16 protein-coding genes are annotated in these 19,191 nt (G+C 64.9%); 2 read left to right on the plus strand and 14 right to left on the minus strand.

Annotation, left to right across the window (positions count from 1 at the left end; genetic code table 11):
- Positions 1-66: 66 nt before the first annotated feature.
- The 7 genes from I6F28_RS05655 to I6F28_RS05685 form a co-directional block, all read right to left on the minus strand.
- Entirely contained in the window at positions 67-1,044 is a 978-nt protein-coding gene (locus I6F28_RS05655) for an ABC transporter ATP-binding protein (RefSeq protein ID WP_035997077.1), read from the minus strand.
- Positions 1,041-2,456 carry an amidase gene (locus tag I6F28_RS05660; protein ID WP_225139439.1) on the minus strand — a complete coding sequence of 472 codons (1,416 nt, stop codon included), beginning with the start codon at positions 2,454-2,456 and terminating at the stop codon, positions 1,041-1,043. Before I6F28_RS05660 ends, I6F28_RS05655 begins: the two co-directional genes overlap by 4 nt.
- Entirely contained in the window at positions 2,453-2,650 is a 198-nt protein-coding gene (locus I6F28_RS05665; protein ID WP_035997073.1) for a hypothetical protein, read from the minus strand. Before I6F28_RS05665 ends, I6F28_RS05660 begins: the two co-directional genes overlap by 4 nt.
- Positions 2,647-3,708 carry an ABC transporter ATP-binding protein gene (locus tag I6F28_RS05670; RefSeq protein ID WP_035997070.1) on the minus strand — a complete coding sequence of 354 codons (1,062 nt, stop codon included), beginning with the start codon at positions 3,706-3,708 and terminating at the stop codon, positions 2,647-2,649. The genes I6F28_RS05665 and I6F28_RS05670 overlap by 4 nt, the downstream gene beginning before the upstream one ends.
- Before the next feature lie 3 nt (positions 3,709-3,711).
- Positions 3,712-4,617: an ABC transporter permease gene (locus I6F28_RS05675; protein WP_035997066.1), complete on the minus strand. Its 906-nt coding sequence runs from the start codon at positions 4,615-4,617 to the stop codon at positions 3,712-3,714.
- A gap of 3 nt (positions 4,618-4,620) precedes the next feature.
- Positions 4,621-5,574, minus strand: coding sequence for an ABC transporter permease (locus I6F28_RS05680; RefSeq protein ID WP_074447673.1), 954 nt, complete (start codon positions 5,572-5,574; stop codon positions 4,621-4,623).
- Positions 5,575-5,767: 193 nt separating this feature from the next.
- Positions 5,768-7,429 carry an ABC transporter substrate-binding protein gene (locus I6F28_RS05685; RefSeq protein ID WP_109142274.1) on the minus strand — a complete coding sequence of 554 codons (1,662 nt, stop codon included), beginning with the start codon at positions 7,427-7,429 and terminating at the stop codon, positions 5,768-5,770.
- A 199-nt stretch (positions 7,430-7,628) separates the two neighbouring features.
- On the opposite strand from I6F28_RS05685, the gene I6F28_RS05690 reads away from it, so the two are divergent.
- Complete coding sequence (locus tag I6F28_RS05690) at positions 7,629-9,224, plus strand: ABC transporter substrate-binding protein (protein WP_035997046.1); 1,596 nt, start codon at positions 7,629-7,631, stop codon at positions 9,222-9,224.
- Positions 9,225-9,293: 69 nt separating this feature from the next.
- Here the strand turns inward: I6F28_RS05690 and I6F28_RS05695 are convergent, their stop codons facing one another.
- The 7 genes from I6F28_RS05695 to I6F28_RS05725 all read right to left on the minus strand — a co-directional run bounded on the left by I6F28_RS05695 (position 9,294) and on the right by I6F28_RS05725 (position 17,671).
- Complete coding sequence (locus I6F28_RS05695) at positions 9,294-10,538, minus strand: acyl-CoA dehydrogenase (RefSeq protein ID WP_035997043.1); 1,245 nt, start codon at positions 10,536-10,538, stop codon at positions 9,294-9,296.
- Between the two features lie 127 nt (positions 10,539-10,665).
- Entirely contained in the window at positions 10,666-11,907 is a 1,242-nt protein-coding gene (locus tag I6F28_RS05700; protein WP_035997041.1) for an acyl-CoA dehydrogenase, read from the minus strand.
- Positions 11,908-12,025: 118 nt separating this feature from the next.
- Complete coding sequence (locus I6F28_RS05705; protein ID WP_035997037.1) at positions 12,026-13,153, minus strand: acyl-CoA dehydrogenase family protein; 1,128 nt, start codon at positions 13,151-13,153, stop codon at positions 12,026-12,028.
- Between the two features lie 158 nt (positions 13,154-13,311).
- Positions 13,312-15,183 (minus strand): AMP-binding protein, encoded by a 1,872-nt coding sequence (locus I6F28_RS05710; protein WP_035997034.1) that lies wholly within the window; start codon positions 15,181-15,183, stop codon positions 13,312-13,314.
- A gap of 43 nt (positions 15,184-15,226) precedes the next feature.
- Positions 15,227-16,033 carry an enoyl-CoA hydratase/isomerase family protein gene (locus tag I6F28_RS05715; protein ID WP_225139440.1) on the minus strand — a complete coding sequence of 269 codons (807 nt, stop codon included), beginning with the start codon at positions 16,031-16,033 and terminating at the stop codon, positions 15,227-15,229.
- A 245-nt stretch (positions 16,034-16,278) separates the two neighbouring features.
- Positions 16,279-17,037 (minus strand): SDR family NAD(P)-dependent oxidoreductase, encoded by a 759-nt coding sequence (locus I6F28_RS05720; RefSeq protein WP_145637290.1) that lies wholly within the window; start codon positions 17,035-17,037, stop codon positions 16,279-16,281.
- Positions 17,038-17,092: 55 nt separating this feature from the next.
- The gene (locus I6F28_RS05725) at positions 17,093-17,671 is read right to left on the minus strand and encodes a TetR family transcriptional regulator (RefSeq protein WP_249781772.1); all 579 of its coding nucleotides are present in this window, start codon (positions 17,669-17,671) and stop codon (positions 17,093-17,095) included.
- 235 nt (positions 17,672-17,906) lie between these two features.
- Here I6F28_RS05725 and I6F28_RS05730 point away from each other — a divergent pair, with 235 nt between their 5' ends.
- A complete protein-coding gene (locus I6F28_RS05730) occupies positions 17,907-19,079 on the plus strand; it encodes an acetyl-CoA C-acetyltransferase (RefSeq protein WP_035997013.1) in 1,173 nt (390 codons plus the stop codon).
- The last annotated feature ends 112 nt before the right edge of the window (positions 19,080-19,191 follow it).

A 19,191-nucleotide genomic window follows, 5' to 3' on the forward strand; every position in this document is an offset into this window, starting at 1 on the left:
GGGAACCGGAATGAACGGGGTGTGAATGCTGGAAAGGCTCGCACAGCCCGGTTCAACTCATCCGAACTATGACAGCACGGTGGCCGGCTCCGCCAGGACGCATCTGGCGGCCCGACCCGGCCCGACCGCGACATTCCCGGGCAATTGCTCCAGGCAGCGCGGCTCGGCGAGTTTGCAGCGGGGAGCGAAGGAGCAATTGTGCGGCTTCTCGGCCAGCGACGGCGGCGTGCCGGGGATGGTCTCCAGCCGCTGTCCGCGCTTGGCGCCGTGGATGGTGGAGGCGAGCAGGCCCTTGGCATAGGGATGCACCGGCGAGCGGACGATGTCGCGCAAGGTGCCCTGCTCCACGATCTGGCCCGCATACATCACCGCGACGCGGTCGCAGATCTCGATGGCGACGCCGATGTCGTGGGTGACGAAGATGACGGACATGCCGAACTCGCGCTGCAGCTCCCGCAGCAAGAGCAGAATCTGGATCTGCACGGTGGCATCGAGCGCCGTCGTCGGTTCGTCCGCCAGCAGGATTTTTGGCCGGCAGGCCAGCGCCAGCGCAATCATCGCGCGCTGGCGCATGCCGCCGGACATTTCGTGCGGATAGGCATCCAGCCGGCGCTTGGCCGAGGGAATGCGCACGACCTCGAGCATCTCCAGCGCCCGTGCGCGCCCTTCTGCAAAGCTCTTGCCTTCGTGGCGCACCACGCTTTCGGCGATCTGCGCGCCGATCGTGTAGACCGGATCGAGCGCAAGCGCCGGCTCCTGGAAGATCATCGAGACGGTCTGGCCGCGGAACGACGACAGCTGCTCGTCGTTCATGGCCAGCACGTCCTGTCCCATGACGTTGACCGTCCCCGAAATCTGCGTGCGCTTCTTCGGCAATAGGCGCATCAAGGCACGCAGCGTCACGCTCTTGCCCGAACCGGATTCGCCGAGCAGGCCCAGCACCTCGCTATTGCCGAGCGAGAGACTGAGATCGTTCACGGCATAGACCGTGCGCTCGCCGGTGAAGCGGATGTTGAGGCCTGAGATCTCGACGAGGTTTCTCATGACGGCAGCTTCGGCAATCGGTCGTGATAGTCGGTGACGCGCTGGTACGCGGCGCCGATGGTCAGCAGGGTGGCTTCGTCGAAGGAGCGGCCGATCAGCTGCATGCCGACCGGCAGGCCGGTCGTGGTGAAGCCCGAAGGAATGGTCAGTGACGGCAAGCCCAGGAAATTCACCGGGCGGGTGAACAGCGTCAGCCGCTGCAACAGCGCCGGCGCGTTCGGGCCGCCGCCGACGTCGCTCTCCTCGATCGTCGGCGCCGGCACCGGGGACGCCGGCGCGATCACCGCATCGACGCCTGCCGTCGCGGCATTGTGGGCCGCGAGCGCCGACCCGCGCCAACGCATCGCTTCGAGATAGGTGATGGCGGGAACGGCGAGGCCGTTCTGAAGCCGCATCAAGACCTGCGGGCCATAGTCCTGCGGACGCTCGATCATCCAGCGCTTGTGGAAGGCGGCAGCTTCCGCGGCGAGCACGAGCTGGCTGGCCGAGGACAATTGCCGCTGGTCCGGCAGCTCGACTTTGACGATGTCGGCGCCCTCGCGCTTGAGCACCGCGATGGTCTCGTCCAGCACGCGCGCGACCTCGCTGTCGAGATCGTCGACATAGAACGAGGCGGGCACGCCGATCTTGAGACCCCTCAGCGAAGCCTTGGTGGCTGCGACGTAGTCCGCGAGCGGCTCGTGGCTGCAGGTCGAATCGGCGGGATCGGGACCGGCCATCAGCGCCAGCAAGAGCGCGCAATCCTCGGCGCTGCGGGCCAGCGGGCCGACGGTGTCGAGCGATTGCGACAGCGGCATTGCGCCGGCGCGGCTGACGCGGCCGACCGTGGTCTTGAGCCCCGTGACGCCACAGAAATGCGCGGGCATGCGGATCGAGCCGCCGGTGTCCGAGCCGAGCGCCGCATAAGTCAGGCGCGCGGCCACCGCCGAGCCGGAGCCGGATGAGGAGCCGCCGGTGATATGGGCGACGTTCCAGGGATTGCGCACCGGACCGTAATGAGCGTTGTGCCCGGTCGGGCCATAGGCGAACTCGGCGAGATGCAGCGTGCCGAGCCGGACCTGGCCGGCGTCCTTGAGCCGCTGCAAGGCGGTGGACGTGACGTTCGGCACGAAGTCGCGGCGGATCAGCGAGCCGCAGGTCGAGACGTGGCCGGCATCGTAGTACATGTCCTTGTGCGCAAGCGGCACGCCATGCAGGGGACCGCGGACATTGCCCTTGGCCAGCTCGGCATCGGCGGCATCCGCCGCTTTCAATGCCGCTTCTGCCTCGATCGACATGAAGGCGTTGAGATGCGGCTGCCACTGCGCGATGCGCTGCAGCAGCGCACGCGTCGCCTCGTGCGAGGACACCTGCTTCATCGCGATCGCGCGCGCGACCTCGGTGAGCGTCATCAGAGCGGGCTCACGGCTCATTTGGACACCTTCTGCGTCTGCGCGAGCACGTAAGTTGCGGGCTCCAGATCGAACGGCAGCGTGCCGGCGATCGCGGCGAAGCCTTCGAAGGCGGTGCCGATGGCATTGGAGATGCGGGTTGCGATCTCGTCGTCCACGGGGACGCCGGCGATATGCGCGATCGGCTTGATCTCTTTCGGTGTCGGTCTCGTCATGCGGTTTCTCCCCTGGGGGCGCGGCTGTGGCCTGAACCCGGTATCGCCATGTAGCACGCGGCCTCGTGGCCCATATTATCCAGCGCGGTGAGCTTTGGTGTCGCATTTGCGCAGAGCGGCTCCGCAAACGGGCAGCGGGTGTGGAAACGGCAGCCGGAGGGCGGATCGATCGGATTGGGTGGGTCGCCCGTGATCGGCGGCGTTTCGGTGCGGCGATCAGGATCGGAGGACGGCATCGCGGCGAGCAGCGCGCGGGTATAGGGATGCGCCGGGCTGTCCCAGACCTGGTCGACCGGGCCGAGCTCGACGACCTCGCCGAGATACATCACCAGCACGCGGTCCGAGATGTAGCGGACGACATTGAGGTCGTGACTGATGAAGAGATAGGTGAGGCCGAATTCGCGCTTGAGATCGGCGAGCAGGTTGAGCACCTGCGCCTCGACCGATTTGTCGAGCGCCGAGACGGCTTCGTCCAGGATCACCAGCCGCGGCGACAGCGCCAGCGCACGGGCGATGTTGACGCGCTGGCGCTGGCCGCCGGAGATCTCGTGCGGATAGCGGTTGGCGAAGTTTTCCGGGCGCAGGCCGACCTTGCCGAGCAGCTCTCGCGCCAGGTTGCGCGCCGCGCCATCGGCCATGCCATGGACCTTTGGACCGAAGGCGACGGATTCCTCGATCGTCAGGCGCGGGTTGAGCGAGGCGTAGGAATCCTGGAACACCATCTGCATGCCGCGGCGCAGCTCGCGCAAGCTTAGCGACTGGCCGACGGTCATGCCGTCATAGATGATGTCGCCGTCATCGCGCGGCATCAGGTGCATCAGCAGCCGCGCGGTCGTGGACTTGCCGCAGCCGGACTCGCCGACGATGCCGACCGTCTCGCCCTTGGCGACGGAGAAGGAGACATTGTCGACGGCACGCACGGTGCGCTTGGCGGCGAACAGGCCGCCGCGCACCGGAAAATGCTTGGTCAGGCCGTTGACCTGCAGCAGCGGCTGCGCGAGCCCACCGCGGTCCTCGACCGGCTCCAGCATTTCGACGGAGGTGTTGGTTTCGCTCATGGCCTAGTTCCTGATGTCCATGGCGCTACGCAGGCCGTCCGAGAGCAGATTGAAGCAGATCGAGACCGCGAAGATCATCGCGCCCGGCAAGGCTGCGACCCAGGGATTGACGTAGATCGCGGTGCGCAGCGTGTTCAGCATCAGGCCCCATTCCGGCTCCGGCGGCTTGGTGCCGAGGCCGAGGAAGGACAGACCGGCCGCCAGGATCATCGAGACCGAGATCAGACTGGTGGCATAGACGAAGATCGCGCCGAGCACGTTGCCGAGGATGTGGACGCGCATGATGGTGAAAGCGCCCGCGCCGGAGGCACGGGCGGCCTCGACGAAGTCCATGTTGCGCACGCCGGTGGTGACGCTCTCGGCGACGCGGGTGATCTGCGGCACGAACACGATGGTGAGCGCCACGATGGAGTTGAGGATGCCGGCGCCGAGCGCGCCGGAGATCGCGATCGCCAGCAGCACCGACGGGAAGGCGTAGAACACGTCCACCGTGCGCATGATCGCGGTGTTGAGCTTGCCGCCGACATAGCCGGCAATGATGCCGAGCGAGGTGCCGATGCAGAAGGCCAGGATCACCGGCAGGATGCCGATGACCAGCGACAGCCGCCCGCCATAGATCAGCCGGGCCAGCATGTCGCGGCCGAGCTCGTCGGTGCCGAGCGGATAGCCTGTGGTGCCGATGTGGCGGAGGCGGCGGATCATCGAACCCTTGTAGGGGTCTTCGAGACCGAGCCACGGCGCGAGGATCGCGGACAGGAAGATCAGCAGCAGCACCAGAGCGCAGGCCATGCTGACCTTGTCGCGCATGATGCGGCGGCCGACGGTCGCCCAATAACCGCGCGCCTTGGTGGCGGGCGCGGCCTGCAGCGCGGCATCGCTGGCGGTGGCGGACAACGGAAGCTCGCTCATCGGCTAGCCCCGCTTGATGCGCGGGTCGATCGCGGCTTGGGCGATGTCGACCAGGAGATTGAGGAAGACGAAGAACAGCGCCAGGATCAGGATCGTGCCCTGCAGCAGCGGCAGGTCACGCTGGAAGATCGCCGAGTTGAGCAGGAAGCCCGAGCCAGGCCAGGAGAACACGGTCTCGATCAGGATCGAGCCGCCGAGCATGTAGCCGAGCTGAAGCCCCATCACCGCGAGCGCGGTGGGCGCGGCATTCTTGATGACGTGGCGGAACACGCCGGTTTCGCGCAGGCCCTTTGCACGCAAAGCCTCGACGAAGTCCTGCGAGAGAATGTCGCCAGTGAGCGCGCGCACCGTGCGGGTGACGATGCCCATCGGGATCACCGACGTCGTGATCGCCGGCAGCACGAGATATTTGAGGTGCGCCCAATCCCAGGCCCAGGAATTGGAGCCGCTGGGGCCGGCGCCGACCGCGGGCAGCCAGTTCAGCTGGACCGAGAAAATGATGACGAGCAGCATGCCGAGCCAGTAATGCGGCACCGAGACGCCGGCGATGGCAAAGGAGGTCGCGACCTTGTCGACCCAGGTCTCGCGGAAATAGCCGGCGATCAGGCCGAGCAGGACGCCCATGGTGAAGCCGATGATGGCGGCGGCAATCGCGAGCGTGACGGTGTTGCCGACCGCGCGCATCACCTCGGCCAGCACCGGACGCCCCGTCGCGATGGAATTGCCGAGATCGCCGTGAAGGGCACGCAACAGCCACAGGCCGAACTGCACCGGCAGCGGCCGGTCGAAGCCGTAGGCGGCGCGCAGCTGCGCGGCGAGCTCCTGCGACGCATCGGCCGGCAGCACGGCGACCAGCGGATCGCCCGGCGTGATGTGCACGAGCAAGAAGCACACCAGCGCGACGCTGATGACGATCGGGACGACGTAGACAATGCGTCTGGCGGTATAGGCGAGCACTGGTCTTCTTTCTTCCTTCTCCCCTTGCGGGAGAAGGTGGCGCGCAAGCGCCGGATGAGGGGTTCGGTCCGCGGACGCAACTTTTCCAATCGAAGGGTCCGCATCCGCGGAGAGAGACCCCTCACCCGGCTTCGCTAAAGCGAAGCCACCCTCTCCCACAAGGGGAGAGGGTGCACCGAGCAAATCGACAGAGCTACTGCGCGATCGACACCGGCGAGAAGTCGATGAACCAGCTCTTCGGTTGCACGACGCCTGTCACCTTCGGGCTCATGGCGCGCGGGCCGACGTCGTGGGCGACGTAGAGGAAGGCGGCGTCATCGACGGAGGCTGCGTGCAATTCGGCGAGTGCGGCGTCGCGCGCGGCGGGATCGAAGGTCTGGCGCGCCTTCTTCACCAGCTCGTCGAATTTGGGGTTGTTGATGAAGCCCCAATTGTTCGAGACCGGCGGCGCCATGCCCGACTGCAGGAAGCGCACCAGCGCGAAGAACGGGTCCATCGCCGCGTAGGTGACGTTGGTCGCGTGCGAGCCGTTGGCGCTGGGATCCTTGGCGCCGCGGCGCCAGTTGGTGAATAGCGTATTCCATTCGATGACGTCGAGCTGGACGTCGAAATAGCATTCGGCCAACGCCTGCTGGAGATACTCGTTCATCGGCAAGGGCTGCATCTGGCCCGAGCCGGACGCCGACGTCTGCGTCTTCACGGTCAGCTTCTTATTGGGACCGTAGCCGGCCTCCTGCATCAGCTTTTGCGCAGCCGCCTTGTCGTACTTGATCTGGAAGGTGGGATTGCCGCGCCAGGGATGACCGGGCTCGAAGGTGCCGGACGCCGGCACCATCAGCCCCGCGAGCAGACCGTCCCTGAGGCCTTCGCGGTCGACGCAGAGGTTCGCGGCCTTGCGCACTCGGATGTCGTTCCAGGGCGAGCCCTCGACGCGCGAGAACTGCCACGGCCAGACGTGCGGCTGCTCGTTGGAATAGAGCTTGAAGCCGCGCTGCTTGAGCTCGGGCAGCGCGTCCGGTGCCGGCGCCTCGACCCAATCGACCTGGCCGGACAGCAGCGCCGCGGTGCGCGCGTTGGCTTCCGGCATCGGCAGCAGCACCATCTTGTCGACCTTGGGCACGCGCGCCTTGTTCCAGTAGGTCGCGTTCTTGACCAGCTCGAGCCGCTCGCGCGGGGTGAAGCTCGCCATCTTCCACGGGCCGGTGCCCGAGGCGCTCCTGGCGAAGGCGGTCCATGCGGCCTGCGATTTCGCCTTGGCATCGGCGCCTTCGGCCTTGTCGTAGAAGGACTGCCACTTCGCCGGGCTTGCCATGAACAGATTGGTTAGGTTGATCGGCAGGAAGCTGTCGGGCTCCTTGGTGGTGAGCTCGACGGTCATGTCGTCGATCTTCTTCGCGGAGGCCAGCGTCGGCATGCGCGAGGCCGTGACGCCGACCTGGCTGGCGTCGAATTGCGGCGCATCCTGCTTCAGCACCTTCTCGACGTTCCACACCACCGCGTCGGCGTTGAACGGCGAGCCGTCATGGAAGGTGACGCCGGGGCGCAGCTTGAAGACCCATTTGGTCTTGTCGGCATCGTCGACCTTCCATTCGGTGGCAAGGCCGGGGATCACCACGCTCGCCTTGTCGGCAGAGGACAGGTCCCAGCTGGTCAGCGCATCGTACATGGTGAGGCCGGTGAAGCGGTTGCCCTCGAAACCTTGATCGGGCTGGCCGAGCGTGCGCGGAATATCGGCAGCAGTCATGCCGATGCGCAGCACAGTTTCGGCAGCCGCCACCCGCGGCCATGCAGCTGCGCTGCCAAGCGCCACCAGCGCGATCAGCGCCGCCCGTGTGTTGTTGTTCTTGATAAACATCGCCTCAGTCCCTTTCCGGCTTCCGATGATTAATTTTGATGCAATCGTATGCAATGGCTATGCCAAGGGAAAACTTTTTCTGCGAATTGCCCCTGCGACGACAAGTCCTTGTGATGACGCACGGGCGAAATCGGCGCGCTGCCTATTCTGGCATCAAGATTGCAGGTTCGGTTCCAGATCCCCCCTGGAGCTTTGGGCCATGCGTATTCGCCTATCGACCTGTCTCGCCGTGCTTGCATTGGCGGTGTCCGTAATCACGGCGCACGCCGAAACGGTGGTGCGTTACGGCATCTCGATGGCGGATATTCCACTCACCACTGGCCAGCCAGATCGTGGCGCCGGCGCCTATCAGTTCACGGCCTATACGATCTACGATCCGCTGGTGGCCTGGGAAATGGACGTCGCCGACCGCCCCGGCAAGCTGGTGCCGGGCCTCGCCACCGAATGGAAGGTGGACGACGCCGACAAGACGAAGTGGCGCTTCGCCCTGCGCAAGGGCGTGAAGTTTCACGACGGCAGCGATTTCAACGCCGATGCGGTGATCTGGAATCTCGACAAGGTGCTCAACGACAAGGCGCCGCAATTCGACAAGCGGCAGAGCGCGCAGGTCAAGACCCGCCTTCCCTCCGTCGCCAGCTACGCCAAGATCGACGACTTCACCGTGGAGATCACCACCAAGACGGTGGATTCCTTCTTCCCCTATCAGATGCTGTGGTTCCTGGTCTCGAGCCCGGCGCAATATGAGAAGCTCGGGAAGGATTGGGACAAGTTCGCCAGCCAGCCCTCCGGAACCGGCCCGTTCAAGCTGACGAAGCTGGTGCCGCGCGAGCTCGCCGAGCTCAGCAAAAATCCGGACTACTGGAACAAGAAGCGCATTCCCAAGGCCGACAAGATCGTGCTGGTGCCGATGCCGGAAGCGCTGACGCGCACCAATGCGCTGCTCGCCGGCCAGGTCGACCTGATCGAGACGCCGGCCCCGGATGCCGTGCCGCAGCTGAAGGCGGCGGGCATGAAGCTGGTCGACAACGTCACGCCGCATGTGTGGAATTATCACCTCAGCGTGCTGCCGGGCTCGCCCTGGACCGACATCCGCCTGCGCAAGGCGCTGAATCTTGCGATCAACCGCGACGAAGTCGTCGGGCTGATGAACGGCCTCGCCAAGCCCGCCAAGGGCCAGGTCGACCCGTCGAGCCCGTGGTTCGGCAAGCCCAGCTTCGAGCTGAAATATGATCTCGCCGCCGCCAAGAAGCTGGTGGAGGAAGCGGGCTATTCCAAAGCAAAGCCGCTGAAGACCACCTTCATCATCGCGCAAGGCGGCACCGGCCAGATGCTGTCACTGCCGATGAACGAATTCCTGCAGCAGAGCTTCAAGGAGATCGGCATCGAGATCGACTTCAAGGTGGTCGAGCTGGAGACGCTCTATACGCATTGGCGCAAGGGCGCCGCCGACGAGATGAACGCCGGCATCACCTCCAACAACATCGCCTATGTCACCTCGGATCCGCTCTACGCCATCGTCCGCTTCTTCCATTCGGGCCAGATCGCGCCGGTTGGCGTCAATTGGGGCGGCTACAAGAACCCCAAGGTCGACGCGCTGATCGACGAGGCCAAGCAGACGTTCGACAGCACCAAGCAGGACCAATTGCTGGCGCAGGCGCACGCGCTGATTGTGGACGATGCCACGCTGGTGTGGGTCGTCCACGATACCAACCCGCACGCGCTGTCACCGAAGATCAAGCAGTTCGTGCAGGCGCAGCACTGGTTCCAGGATCTGACGACGATCGGGGTGGAGTGAGCAACACGCAAGGGTGGGCACGGCGCTTTGCGCCTTTGCCCACCCTTGGTGCATGCTCAGCGCGCGCGATCACCGCCCCTTGGTCGGGATCTTGTTGTACGGCACGTCCTTGTCGACGCGGATGTCGCCCGGCAGGCCGAGCACGCGCTCGGCGATGATGTTGCGCAGGATCTCATCGGTGCCGCCGGCGATGCGCATCGAGGGCGAGGACAGCAGCATCTGCTGGAATTGGCCCTGGGCCGTTTCCTCGTCATTTCCGGTGAGAACACCGGCCGCGCCCTGCAGGTCCATGGCGTAAGTCGCGATGTCCTGCAGCATCATGCCCGAGACCAGCTTGCCGATCGAATTCTCCGGGCCCGGCCGCTCGCCCTTCGACAGCGCCGAGATTGTGCGGTAGCTGGTGTATTTCAGGCCGTTCGACTTGGCCGCCCAGCTCGCAAGCTTCGAGCGCACGGCGGGATCGTCGATGGCGAGGCCATCCTCCAGCATCAGGTTCGAGCAGAGCTCGAACATCTCGGGCACGCCGGTCGCGAGCCGCGCACCGATCGACATGCGCTCGTTCATCAGCGTGGTCAGCGAGACGTTCCAGCCGTCGCCGACGGCGCCCAGCCGCTGGCTGTCGGGGATCACGACATCGGTGAAATAGACCTCGTTGAACTCCTGCATGCCGTTGGCCTGCTTGATCGGACGCACCTCGACGCCGGGGCTCTTCATGTCCAGGAAGAACATCGTGAGACCCTTGTGCTTGGGCACGTTGGGATCGGTGCGCGCGATCAGAAGGCCGTAGTCGGAATAATGGGCGCCCGAGGTCCAGATCTTCTGGCCGTTGACGACCCAAACGTCGCCCCTCTTCTCCGCGCGGGTGCGAAGCCCTGCGACGTCGGAGCCGGCAGACGGTTCGGAGAACAGCTGGCACCAGATCTCCTCGCCCGATGCGAGCTTCGGCAAGTAACGGCGCTTGGCCTCCTCGCTGCCGAACGCCATCACGGTCGGGCCGCACATGCCCTCGCCGATCTGGAACGGCTGCGTCAGCTTGCCGTAGACGCCCTCCTCCTGCTGCCAGATCACCTTTTCGATCGGCGTCGCGCCGCGGCCGCCATACTCCTTCGGCCAGTGCAGGCAGGCCCAATTGCCCTCGAACTTCTTCTTCTGCCAGGCCTTGCCGACATCGACGATGTCGCGATTGGCAAGGCGGATGCGGCCGAGCGAGGACTTTGACAGCTCGGCCTGCAATTCCTTCGGCGCATTGGCCTCGATCCATTTGCGCGCGGTCTCGCGGAACGCGGCTTCCTGCGGGGTGTCGTCGAAATTCATGGCGGACCTCTCAATCCTTGCGCGGTGCGTAGGGTGGGTTAGCCGAAGGCGTAACCCACCACTTCTGTCGAGTATCGTTGCGAACGTGGTGGGTTACGCTTCGCTAACCCACCCTACGAATTCGAAGTCATCTTCCCTTCGTCGGGATCTTGTTGAACGGCACGTCCTTGTCGACGCGGATGTCGCCGGGCAGGCCCAGCACCCGTTCGGCGATGATGTTGCGCATGATCTCGTCGGTGCCGCCCTCGACGCGTGTACCCGGCGCACGCAGCAGCATGGCCTGGAAACGGCCCGCCAGTTCGCCATCCTCGCCGCTGACGATTCCGGACGCGCCCTGCAGATCGAGCGCATAGGTCGCAACGTCCTGGATCATGGAGCCGGCCACCAGCTTGCCGATGGAGTTCTCCGGTCCTGGGCGTTCGCCCCTCGACAGCGCCGAGATCGCGCGCATGCTGGTGTATTTCAGCCCGCTTGCCTTCACCGCCCAGTTCGCCAGCTTGGATCGCACCGCGCGATCCTCGATCGCCGGGCCGTCGTCGAGCATCAGGCTGGAGCAGTACTCGAACAGTTCGGGGAAACCGGTCGAGACGGCCGCGCCGATCGCACTGCGCTCGTTCATCAGCGTGGTCAGCGAGACGTTCCAGCCGTCACCGACCTCGCCGAGGCGCTGATGGTCGGGGATGCGGACATTGGTGAAATAAACCTCGTTGAAGTCCGAGGCGCCGCTCGCCTGCTTGATCGGCCGCACCTCGACGCCCGGGCTCTTCATGTCCAGGAAGAACATGGTGAGGCCCTTGTGCTTGGGCACGGTCGGATCGGTGCGCGTGAGCAGGATGCCGTAGTCTGAATAATGTGCACCCGAGGTCCAGATCTTCTGGCCGTTGATGATCCAGTCGTCGCCGTCCTTCTCGGCGCGTGTGCGCAGGCCCGCGACATCCGAGCCGCCGGCGGGCTCGGAGAACAGCTGGCACCAGACCTTCTCGCCGGAGGCGAGCGGCGGCAGATAGGTCCGCTTGTGCTCCTCGCGCGCGAACGCCATCATGGTCGGCCCGCACATGCCGTGACCGATGATGAACATGCGGGACAGCTGGCCGAACGGCCCCTCCTCCTGCTGCCAGATCACGCGCTCGATCGGCGAGGCGCCACGGCCGCCATATTCCTTCGGCCAGTGCAGGCAGGCCCAGCCGGCGTCGGCCTTCTTCTTCTGCCACGCCTTCGCCACTTCGAGAATGTTGGCGTTCTTGAGCACGGTGCGGCCGAGTGAGGATTTGCGCAGCTCGTCCTCGTATTGCTTGGGCGCGTTGGCACTGATCCAGGCGCGGGCGGTGGCGCGGAACTCGGCTTCCTGCGGGGTGTCGTCGAAGTTCATCTTGCTTCTCTGTTGTCCGTAGGGTGGATTAGCCGGAGGCGTCATCCACCAATTCTGTCGAGCACTGCCGGTCGAGGGTGGGTTACGCCTTCGGCTAACCCACCCTACGCACCTGTCGTTACGCTGCGTTCTTCTTCCGCATCCGATCGATCAGCTGATCTTCCCAATAAGTGAGGCTGCCGAGCCCGAGCGCCATCGCGTTGGCGCGGCGATAGTACATGTGGCAGTCGAACTCCCAGGTGAAACCCATGCCGCCGTGGACCTGGATGTTGTTCTTGGCGCAGTGCTGGAACGCCTGCGTCGCGCTGATGCGCGCGGCGGCGGCGGCTTCCGGCAGTTCGGCCGCATTGGTCGAGAGCGCCCAGGCGCCGTAATAGCTGTTGGAGCGCGCCAGCGTCGCCGAGACGTACATGTCCGCGAGCATGTGCTTGACCGCCTGAAACGAGCCGATCTGGCGGCCGAAGGCGATGCGGTCCAACGCGTAGTCGCGGCCCATCTCCAGCGCTCGGTCGGCGCCGCCGACCTGCTCGAACGCGCACAGCACCGCGGCGCGGTCGAGCACCTGGGTGAGGATGCTCCAGCCGTCGCCCGCAGCTCCGAGCGGCTCGGCTTTGGCATCCTTGAAGGTGATCTCGGCCTGTCCGCGGGTCGGATCAAGATTGGTGAGGCTCTTCACATCGACGCCGCCGGCTTTGAGATCGACCAGGAACAGCGAGATGTCATTGTCGCGCCCACTCGATCCCGTGCGCGCGGCGACCACCGCAAAATCGGCAATCGCACCGTCGGCGACCGGCTTCTTGACGCCGTTGAGCACGCCGTTCGCAGCCGTCAGCTTGACGTTCTTCGGCGACGGGTTGCCCTTGCCCTCGAACAGCGCCAGCGTGCCAATGGCCTCGCCGGAAGCAATCGCCGGCAGCCATTTCTTCTTCTGCGCGTCACTGCCGGCGATCAGCAGCGCTTCGGCGGCGAGGTACACGGTCGAGGAAAACGGCACCGGCGCGTTGGCCCGGCCCATTTCTTCCGCGATTACGCACAGCTCGAGATGACCGGCGCCGGCGCCGCCGAACTCCTCGGGAATCGCGACGCCGAGGAAGCCCATCTCGGCGAGGCCTTTCCACAGCTCCTTGTCGTAAGGCGCCTTGCCGTCGAGCACGACACGCACCGCCTTGGGCGAGCATTTCTCGGCGAGGAACTTGCGCGCCTGGTCGCGGAGCTGTTTTTGGTCGTCGGAGAAATCGAAGTTCATGGCGGGCTTACCTCTTATTCGTTGTCATTTATTGCCGTCATTCCGGGGCGCCGCGCAGCGGCGAACCCGGAATCCATTTCGCCACGCATATGCGGCCCGATGGATTCCGGGCTCGCGCTGCGCGCGCCCCGGAATGACGAATGGAGCGAGTGTCGTCTTCATTTCAGCACGATCACATCCTGATCCGGCTTGTCCGCATAGAGCCGCTCCACCAGCGCGGCGCGGCGTTCCAGGCCGGCACGCTGGTTGATGTAGCCCTTGTCGGTGAGCTCGTTGCCGTCGATCGAGGGCGGCTCGACCATCAGCATCGCGCGCGCGATGATACGGCTGCTGGCGCCTTCGCATTCACGGTTGTGGGCTTCCAGGCCGCGCCTGAAGCAAGCGATCACCTCGGGATGCTTCACAGCATCCGCAAAGCTGAGATCGGGATTGCCGACCAGCTGGCGGCAGGCGTGCAGGTTCGGCCAGGCCAGGAGGCCGATGAAGGGACGGTCCTGCCCCGCGACCAGCGCGTCGTGCACCACGGGCGTGGCGGCCGCGATCGCATCGGTCCGCAGCGAGCCGACATGTACGAATGTGCCCGTGGTGAGCTTGAAGTCCTCCACCACGCGGCCGGCAAAGATGATGCCTTGCACCGGATCGGAATCGTCGACGAAGACGCCGGCATCGCCGATGCAATAAAAACCTTCCTCGTCGAACATCTTCTTCGTCAGCTCAGGCTGGCCGAAATAGCCGGGCGTGACATTGACGCCGCGCAGGCGCAATTCGTATTTCGAGCCGCACGGCACCATCTTCAACTCGACGCCGGGGAACGGCAGGCCGATCAGGCCGACGCGCTCGGTGTCCCAATAGGTGCCGGTCGAGGTCGGCGCGGTCTCGGTCGAACCCCAGCCGGTGTAGAACACGATGCGCTCGCCTGTCGTCTTCACCGCCAGCGACTGCATGCGGTTGTAGAGATCGTCGGGCAGACGCGCGCCGCCATAGGCCATGATCGAGAGATTCTTGAAGAAGGAACGGCAGAGCGCGTCGTCCTTCTCCATGGCCGCTGCCAGCGCGGCATAGCCGGCCGGCACGTTGGCATAATAGGTCGGCGAGATCTCGCGCAGATTGCGCAGCGTCTCCTCGAACTGGCCCGGCATCGGCCTTCCGTCGTCGATATAGAGCGTGCCGCCGTCGACCAGGATCGGGTGGAACGCGGCATTGCCGCCCATGGTGTGGTTCCAGGGCATCCAGTCCAGCATGGTCGAGATCGGCCCGTTCGGATCGCGCGGCCGCACCTGCATCATCATCGCCGCATTGGCGCACATCATCTCCTGCGTGTTGATGACGGCCTTGGGCATGCCGGTCGAGCCTGATGTGAACAGCAGTTTGCCGACGGTCTGCGGCGTAATCTTCGCGATCGATGCCTCGACATCGGTCATGACAGGCGTTGCCGCGAGCTCGGCGAAGCTGACGCTCTTGATGCCCTCGCAGGGCCGAGCGACGTGAACGACTGTGACGCCGCGGAGGTCGAGCGCCTTCAGCGCCTTCTCGAAGGTCGGGCCGTCCTGCACCATCAATACGGCCGGCTTGATGAGTTCGAACAGGTACTTCAGCTTGACGTGGTCGTGGCTCATCAAGGAGTAGGCCGGCGACACCGGCGCTGCCGGGACGCGCGCCTGCATCGCGGCCTGCGTCATCAGCGCATGCTCGATCGAATTGCCGGAGAGGATCGTGACGGGCCGGCCGTCGAGTTTGAGATTGAGCAGGCCTTGCGTCAGCGCGTCCACAATGCGCTTGGCTTCGCCATAGGACACCTTACGCCATTCGCGGTTCGGACCGCCGCGCTGCGCCAGCCAGATGCGTTCGGGCGCTTCCTTCGCCCATTTCGCCAGCGACGCCGGGATGTGCTTCTCATAAGGCTGCAGCGGAATGCGCGACTTCAGCACCACCGTGCCGTCGCCGCGACGCTCGACGTCGATGTCGCGCGCGAGCCACTGGACCTTGCGAAAGGCGGGCTTCGTCATCACTGCCGCCGCGCTTCCACTCATTTTGCGTCTCCCGGAATTATTGTCCTTTGCGGATCTTCATCGTTCAGCGCCTGATATAGACAGGCTTTCGCTTCTCAAGGAAGGCCCTGATGCCTTCCGAAAACTCTTCCGAGCGGCTGCACAGGACCTGGTTGCGATCCTCCATCGCGATCGCGGCTTCGAGCGAGCCGGCATCGACGCTCATGTTGAGGCATTCCTTGGATAGCCGCAGGCCCACGGGCGAGGCCGTCATCATCGCCTCGACATAAGACGCGGCCGCGTCATCGAGCTTGTCCTCGTCCACGACCTCCGAGACGAGGCCGACCGCGAGCGCGCGCTCCGCTCCGATGAAGCGCCCGGTGAGGATCAGCTCGGATGCGACGGAGACGCCGACGAGGCGCGGCAGAAAATAGCTGGTGCCGATGTCGCAGCCGCCGAGCCCGAGCTTGATGAAAGCGCAATTCATCCGCGCCGATCTCGTGGCGACACGGATGTCGGAGGCCAGCGCCAGCGCAAAGCCGCCGCCGGCCGCCGCGCCCTGCACCAGCGCCAGGATCGGCTGCGGACAGCGCCGCATCAGCATCACGATGTCGGCGATGCGCCGCTGCGAATCCAGCGACTCCGTGATGCCCGGCGGCTCCTGCTGCCCGGCCCGGCGCGCCATCGCAGCTTTGAGATCGAGGCCGGCGCAGAAATTCCTGCCGGCGCCCTTGAGCACGACGACGCGGGTGTCGCGATTGCGTTGCAGGCCCTGGAAATAATCGTTGAGCGCATCGATCAGCGCGGGATCGAGCGCGTTGAGGTGCTCGGGCCGATTGAGCGTCACCCGGTCGACGCCATCGTCATGCTCAATCAGCAGCGGTTGGGACATGGGGCCTCGCACTTGCCGCGAGTCGCGGCGCCGATTGCTGCGCCCTCTCCCCTTGCGGGAGAGGGCATGTAAATCGCTAGCCGCACAATCGCTTGTGTGAGGGGTCTGCCTCCACAAATTAGATTGTGGAGACAACCCCTCATCCGGCCCCGTAGCCGAAGCTTCGCTTCGGCGTTCTTAAGAACGGCGGCCTAAGGCCGCCTATGCCACCTTCTCCCACAAGGGGAGAAGGAAGAACGAACCGCCTATCGCGGCGCCATGCGGATCGCACCGTCGAGGCGGATGGTCTCGCCGTTCAGCATCGGGTTCTCGACGATGTGCACCGCGAGCATGCCGTATTCGTTGGCATCGCCGAGACGCGAGGGATGCGGTACCTGGGCGCCCAGGCTCTTGCGGGCCTCTTCGTTCAGGCCCATCAGCAGCGGCGTGAAGAACAGGCCGGGCGCAATGGTGTTGACGCGGATCTTCTGGCTGGCGAGATCGCGCGCGGCCGGCAGCGTCAGGCCGACGACGCCACCCTTCGAGGCCGAATAGGCGATCTGGCCGATCTGGCCTTCGTAGGCGGCAACCGAGGCGGTGTTGATGATGACGCCGCGCTCTTCGCCGACGGGCTCGATCGTGACGAGACGCTCGGCGAACAGACGCAGACAGTTGAACGTGCCGATCAGGTTGACGTTGATGATGCGCGCGAACTTTTCGAGGGGATAGACGCCGTCGCGGCCGACGATGCGCTGCGAGCCGCCGATGCCGGCGCAGTTCATCAGCACGCGGGCGACGCCATGGGCGGCTTCCGCTTTGGCAATCGCAGCCTTGATTTGCTCCTCGCTGGTGACGTCGGCGTGGAGCGCGACGCCCTTCACTTCAGCAGCGACCTTCTCGGCGTTTTCCTTGCTCTGATCGATCACGCCGATCTTGGCGCCCTTGGCGGCCATGGCGCGGGCGGTCGCGGCACCAAGGCCCGAGCCGCCGCCGGTGATGAGAACGGCTACGTCTTTTAATTGCATCGCTTGTACCTTTCCTTGAGCGTTTCTTCTCTAGACTTGTCACGTGTCGGCCGGACTATCCGGCCGCAGCGGCTTCCCCGGCTTGCGTGAGGATGCCGCCGCAGATCAGCGTTTCCATGTGCTTGATGTATTGCCGGCAGACATCGTCAGTGACCGGGCCGACGCCGGTGGCGCGGGACATCGCGTGCCGGCCGAAGAACAGGTGATCGCAGGCACCGATCAGGCTGGTGTAGAACAGTACCGGATCAGTCGGGCGGAATTCGCCGCGGCTGACGCCCTCGGCAAGCAGCCGGCGATGGAAATCCAGAAGCGGCGCGACGAAGAATTTCGAGACTTCATCGGCGGAGCTCGCGCTGGTCTCGTGCAGCAGATAATGGATCAGCCGGTTCATGTAGGGGAACCGGTGATAGGCGCGGATGATGCCGGCGATATGCAGCTTCAGCTTCGCCGTCGACGTGATCGGCTGCGCCAGCAGATATTCGAGATTGGACATCTCGGTCGCAGCATCCCGCGCGAGCAGCGCCAGCAACAGGCCGTCCTTGTTGCCGAAGTGGTATTTGACCAGCGCGGCGTTGGCGCCCGACTTCTGCGCAATGTCGGAGAGTGAGATCTCGATCGAGGAGCGTTCGATCATCAGCTCGCTCGCGGCCACCAGCAATTTCTCTGCCGTGGAATTTTTCCCGCTGGGGAGCCTGTTCGGTACGCTGGTCGCCACGGAGATCCCTGTTTGGCCGCTGGAAGCGGGGCGCAGATAAGCGCAAGCAGCGCCTCATCACAAGAGTTAATTGATCGATTGACTAAACGATCTCCGGCCCCTTAAATCCGCCCCCGACAACCAACCCCAATCAAGAATTCAGGGAGAGACCGACATGGCCGAGGCTTACATCGTCGCCGCTGCGCGTACCGCCGGCGGGCGCAAGGGGGGCCGCCTCGCCGGCTGGCACCCGGCCGATCTCGCCGCGAAGGTGCTCGACGAACTGGTCGACCGCACCAAGGTCGACCCAGCCCAGGTCGAGGACGTGATCATGGGCTGCGTGATGCAGGTCGGCGAACAGTCCAACAACGTCGCGCGCAACGCGATCATGGCCTCGAAGCTGCCGGAGAGTGTGCCAGGCACCTCGATCGATCGTCAGTGCGGCTCCTCGCAGCAGGCGCTGCACTTCGCCGCGCAGGCGGTGATGTCGGGTGCGATGGACGTCGTGATCGCGGCCGGGGTGGAATCGATGACGCGGGTGCCGATGGGCCTGTCATCGCAGCTTCCGGCCAAGAACGGCTTTGGCAACTACAAGAGCCCGGGCATCGAGAGGAAATATCCGAACATCGTGTTCAGCCAGTTCACCGGCGCGGAGATGATGGCCGAGAAGTACGGCCTCTCCAAGGATGAGCTCGATCAATATTCCTACGACAGCCATCAGCGCGCGATCGCGGCGACGCAAGCAGGTCACTTCAAGAAGGAGATCGTGCCGCTCGAGATCACCCGTGCCGACGGCAGCAAGGACACCCACCACATCGACGAAGGCATCCGCTTCGACGTCACGCTCGACGGCATCAAGGGCGTCAAGCTGATCGCCGAGAACGGCAAGCTGACCGCGGCCAGCGCCAGCCAGATCTGCGACGGCGCCTCCGGCGTCATGGTGGTGAACGAGAAGGGCTTGAAGCAGCTCGGCGTCAAGCCGCTCGCGCGCATCCATCACATGACCATGACGGGCGGAGATCCCGTGATCATGCTCGATGCTCCCTTGCACGCCACCAAGCGCGCGCTGGAGAAGGCCGGCATGAAGATCGGCGACATCGACCTGTTCGAGGTCAACGAGGCGTTCGCCTCGGTGCCGACCGCCTGGCTGAAGACCACCGGCGCCGATCCGGAGCGTCTCAACGTCAACGGCGGCGCCATCGCGCTCGGCCATCCGCTCGGCGGCTCCGGCACCAAGCTGATGACCACTCTGGTCCATGCCCTGCACCAGCGCGGCAAGCGCTACGGTCTGCAGACCATGTGCGAAGGCGGCGGCATGGCCAATGTGACGATCGTGGAGCGGCTGTAAGAAAAACAAAAGCGAGTAGCGAGTGGCGAGTAGCGAATGGTGAGTAGGCGAAGAGCGGTTTGCCCTTCTTCCCTATTCGCCACTCGCTACTCGCCATTTCACGTTTTGAGGA

This window comes from Bradyrhizobium sp. NBAIM14, assembly GCF_020193895.1.
Classification (GTDB): domain Bacteria; phylum Pseudomonadota; class Alphaproteobacteria; order Rhizobiales; family Xanthobacteraceae; genus Bradyrhizobium; species Bradyrhizobium yuanmingense.

What these genes read in the sequence shown, in the direction of transcription:
- I6F28_RS05655 (WP_035997077.1), bottom strand. Translation starts at nt 1,044, where the DNA reads ATGAGAAACCTCGTCGAGATCTCAGGCCTCAACATCCGCTTCACCGGC.
- I6F28_RS05660 (WP_225139439.1), bottom strand. Translation starts at nt 2,456, where the DNA reads ATGAGCCGTGAGCCCGCTCTGATGACGCTCACCGAGGTCGCGCGCGCG.
- I6F28_RS05665 (WP_035997073.1), bottom strand. Translation starts at nt 2,650, where the DNA reads ATGACGAGACCGACACCGAAAGAGATCAAGCCGATCGCGCATATCGCC.
- I6F28_RS05670 (WP_035997070.1), bottom strand. Translation starts at nt 3,708, where the DNA reads ATGAGCGAAACCAACACCTCCGTCGAAATGCTGGAGCCGGTCGAGGAC.
- I6F28_RS05675 (WP_035997066.1), bottom strand. Translation starts at nt 4,617, where the DNA reads ATGAGCGAGCTTCCGTTGTCCGCCACCGCCAGCGATGCCGCGCTGCAG.
- I6F28_RS05685 (WP_109142274.1), bottom strand. Translation starts at nt 7,429, where the DNA reads ATGTTTATCAAGAACAACAACACACGGGCGGCGCTGATCGCGCTGGTG.
- I6F28_RS05690 (WP_035997046.1), top strand. Translation starts at nt 7,629, where the DNA reads ATGCGTATTCGCCTATCGACCTGTCTCGCCGTGCTTGCATTGGCGGTG.
- I6F28_RS05695 (WP_035997043.1), bottom strand. Translation starts at nt 10,538, where the DNA reads ATGAATTTCGACGACACCCCGCAGGAAGCCGCGTTCCGCGAGACCGCG.
- I6F28_RS05700 (WP_035997041.1), bottom strand. Translation starts at nt 11,907, where the DNA reads ATGAACTTCGACGACACCCCGCAGGAAGCCGAGTTCCGCGCCACCGCC.
- I6F28_RS05705 (WP_035997037.1), bottom strand. Translation starts at nt 13,153, where the DNA reads ATGAACTTCGATTTCTCCGACGACCAAAAACAGCTCCGCGACCAGGCG.
- I6F28_RS05710 (WP_035997034.1), bottom strand. Translation starts at nt 15,183, where the DNA reads ATGAGTGGAAGCGCGGCGGCAGTGATGACGAAGCCCGCCTTTCGCAAG.
- I6F28_RS05715 (WP_225139440.1), bottom strand. Translation starts at nt 16,033, where the DNA reads ATGTCCCAACCGCTGCTGATTGAGCATGACGATGGCGTCGACCGGGTG.
- I6F28_RS05720 (WP_145637290.1), bottom strand. Translation starts at nt 17,037, where the DNA reads ATGCAATTAAAAGACGTAGCCGTTCTCATCACCGGCGGCGGCTCGGGC.
- I6F28_RS05725 (WP_249781772.1), bottom strand. Translation starts at nt 17,671, where the DNA reads ATGATCGAACGCTCCTCGATCGAGATCTCACTCTCCGACATTGCGCAG.
- I6F28_RS05730 (WP_035997013.1), top strand. Translation starts at nt 17,907, where the DNA reads ATGGCCGAGGCTTACATCGTCGCCGCTGCGCGTACCGCCGGCGGGCGC.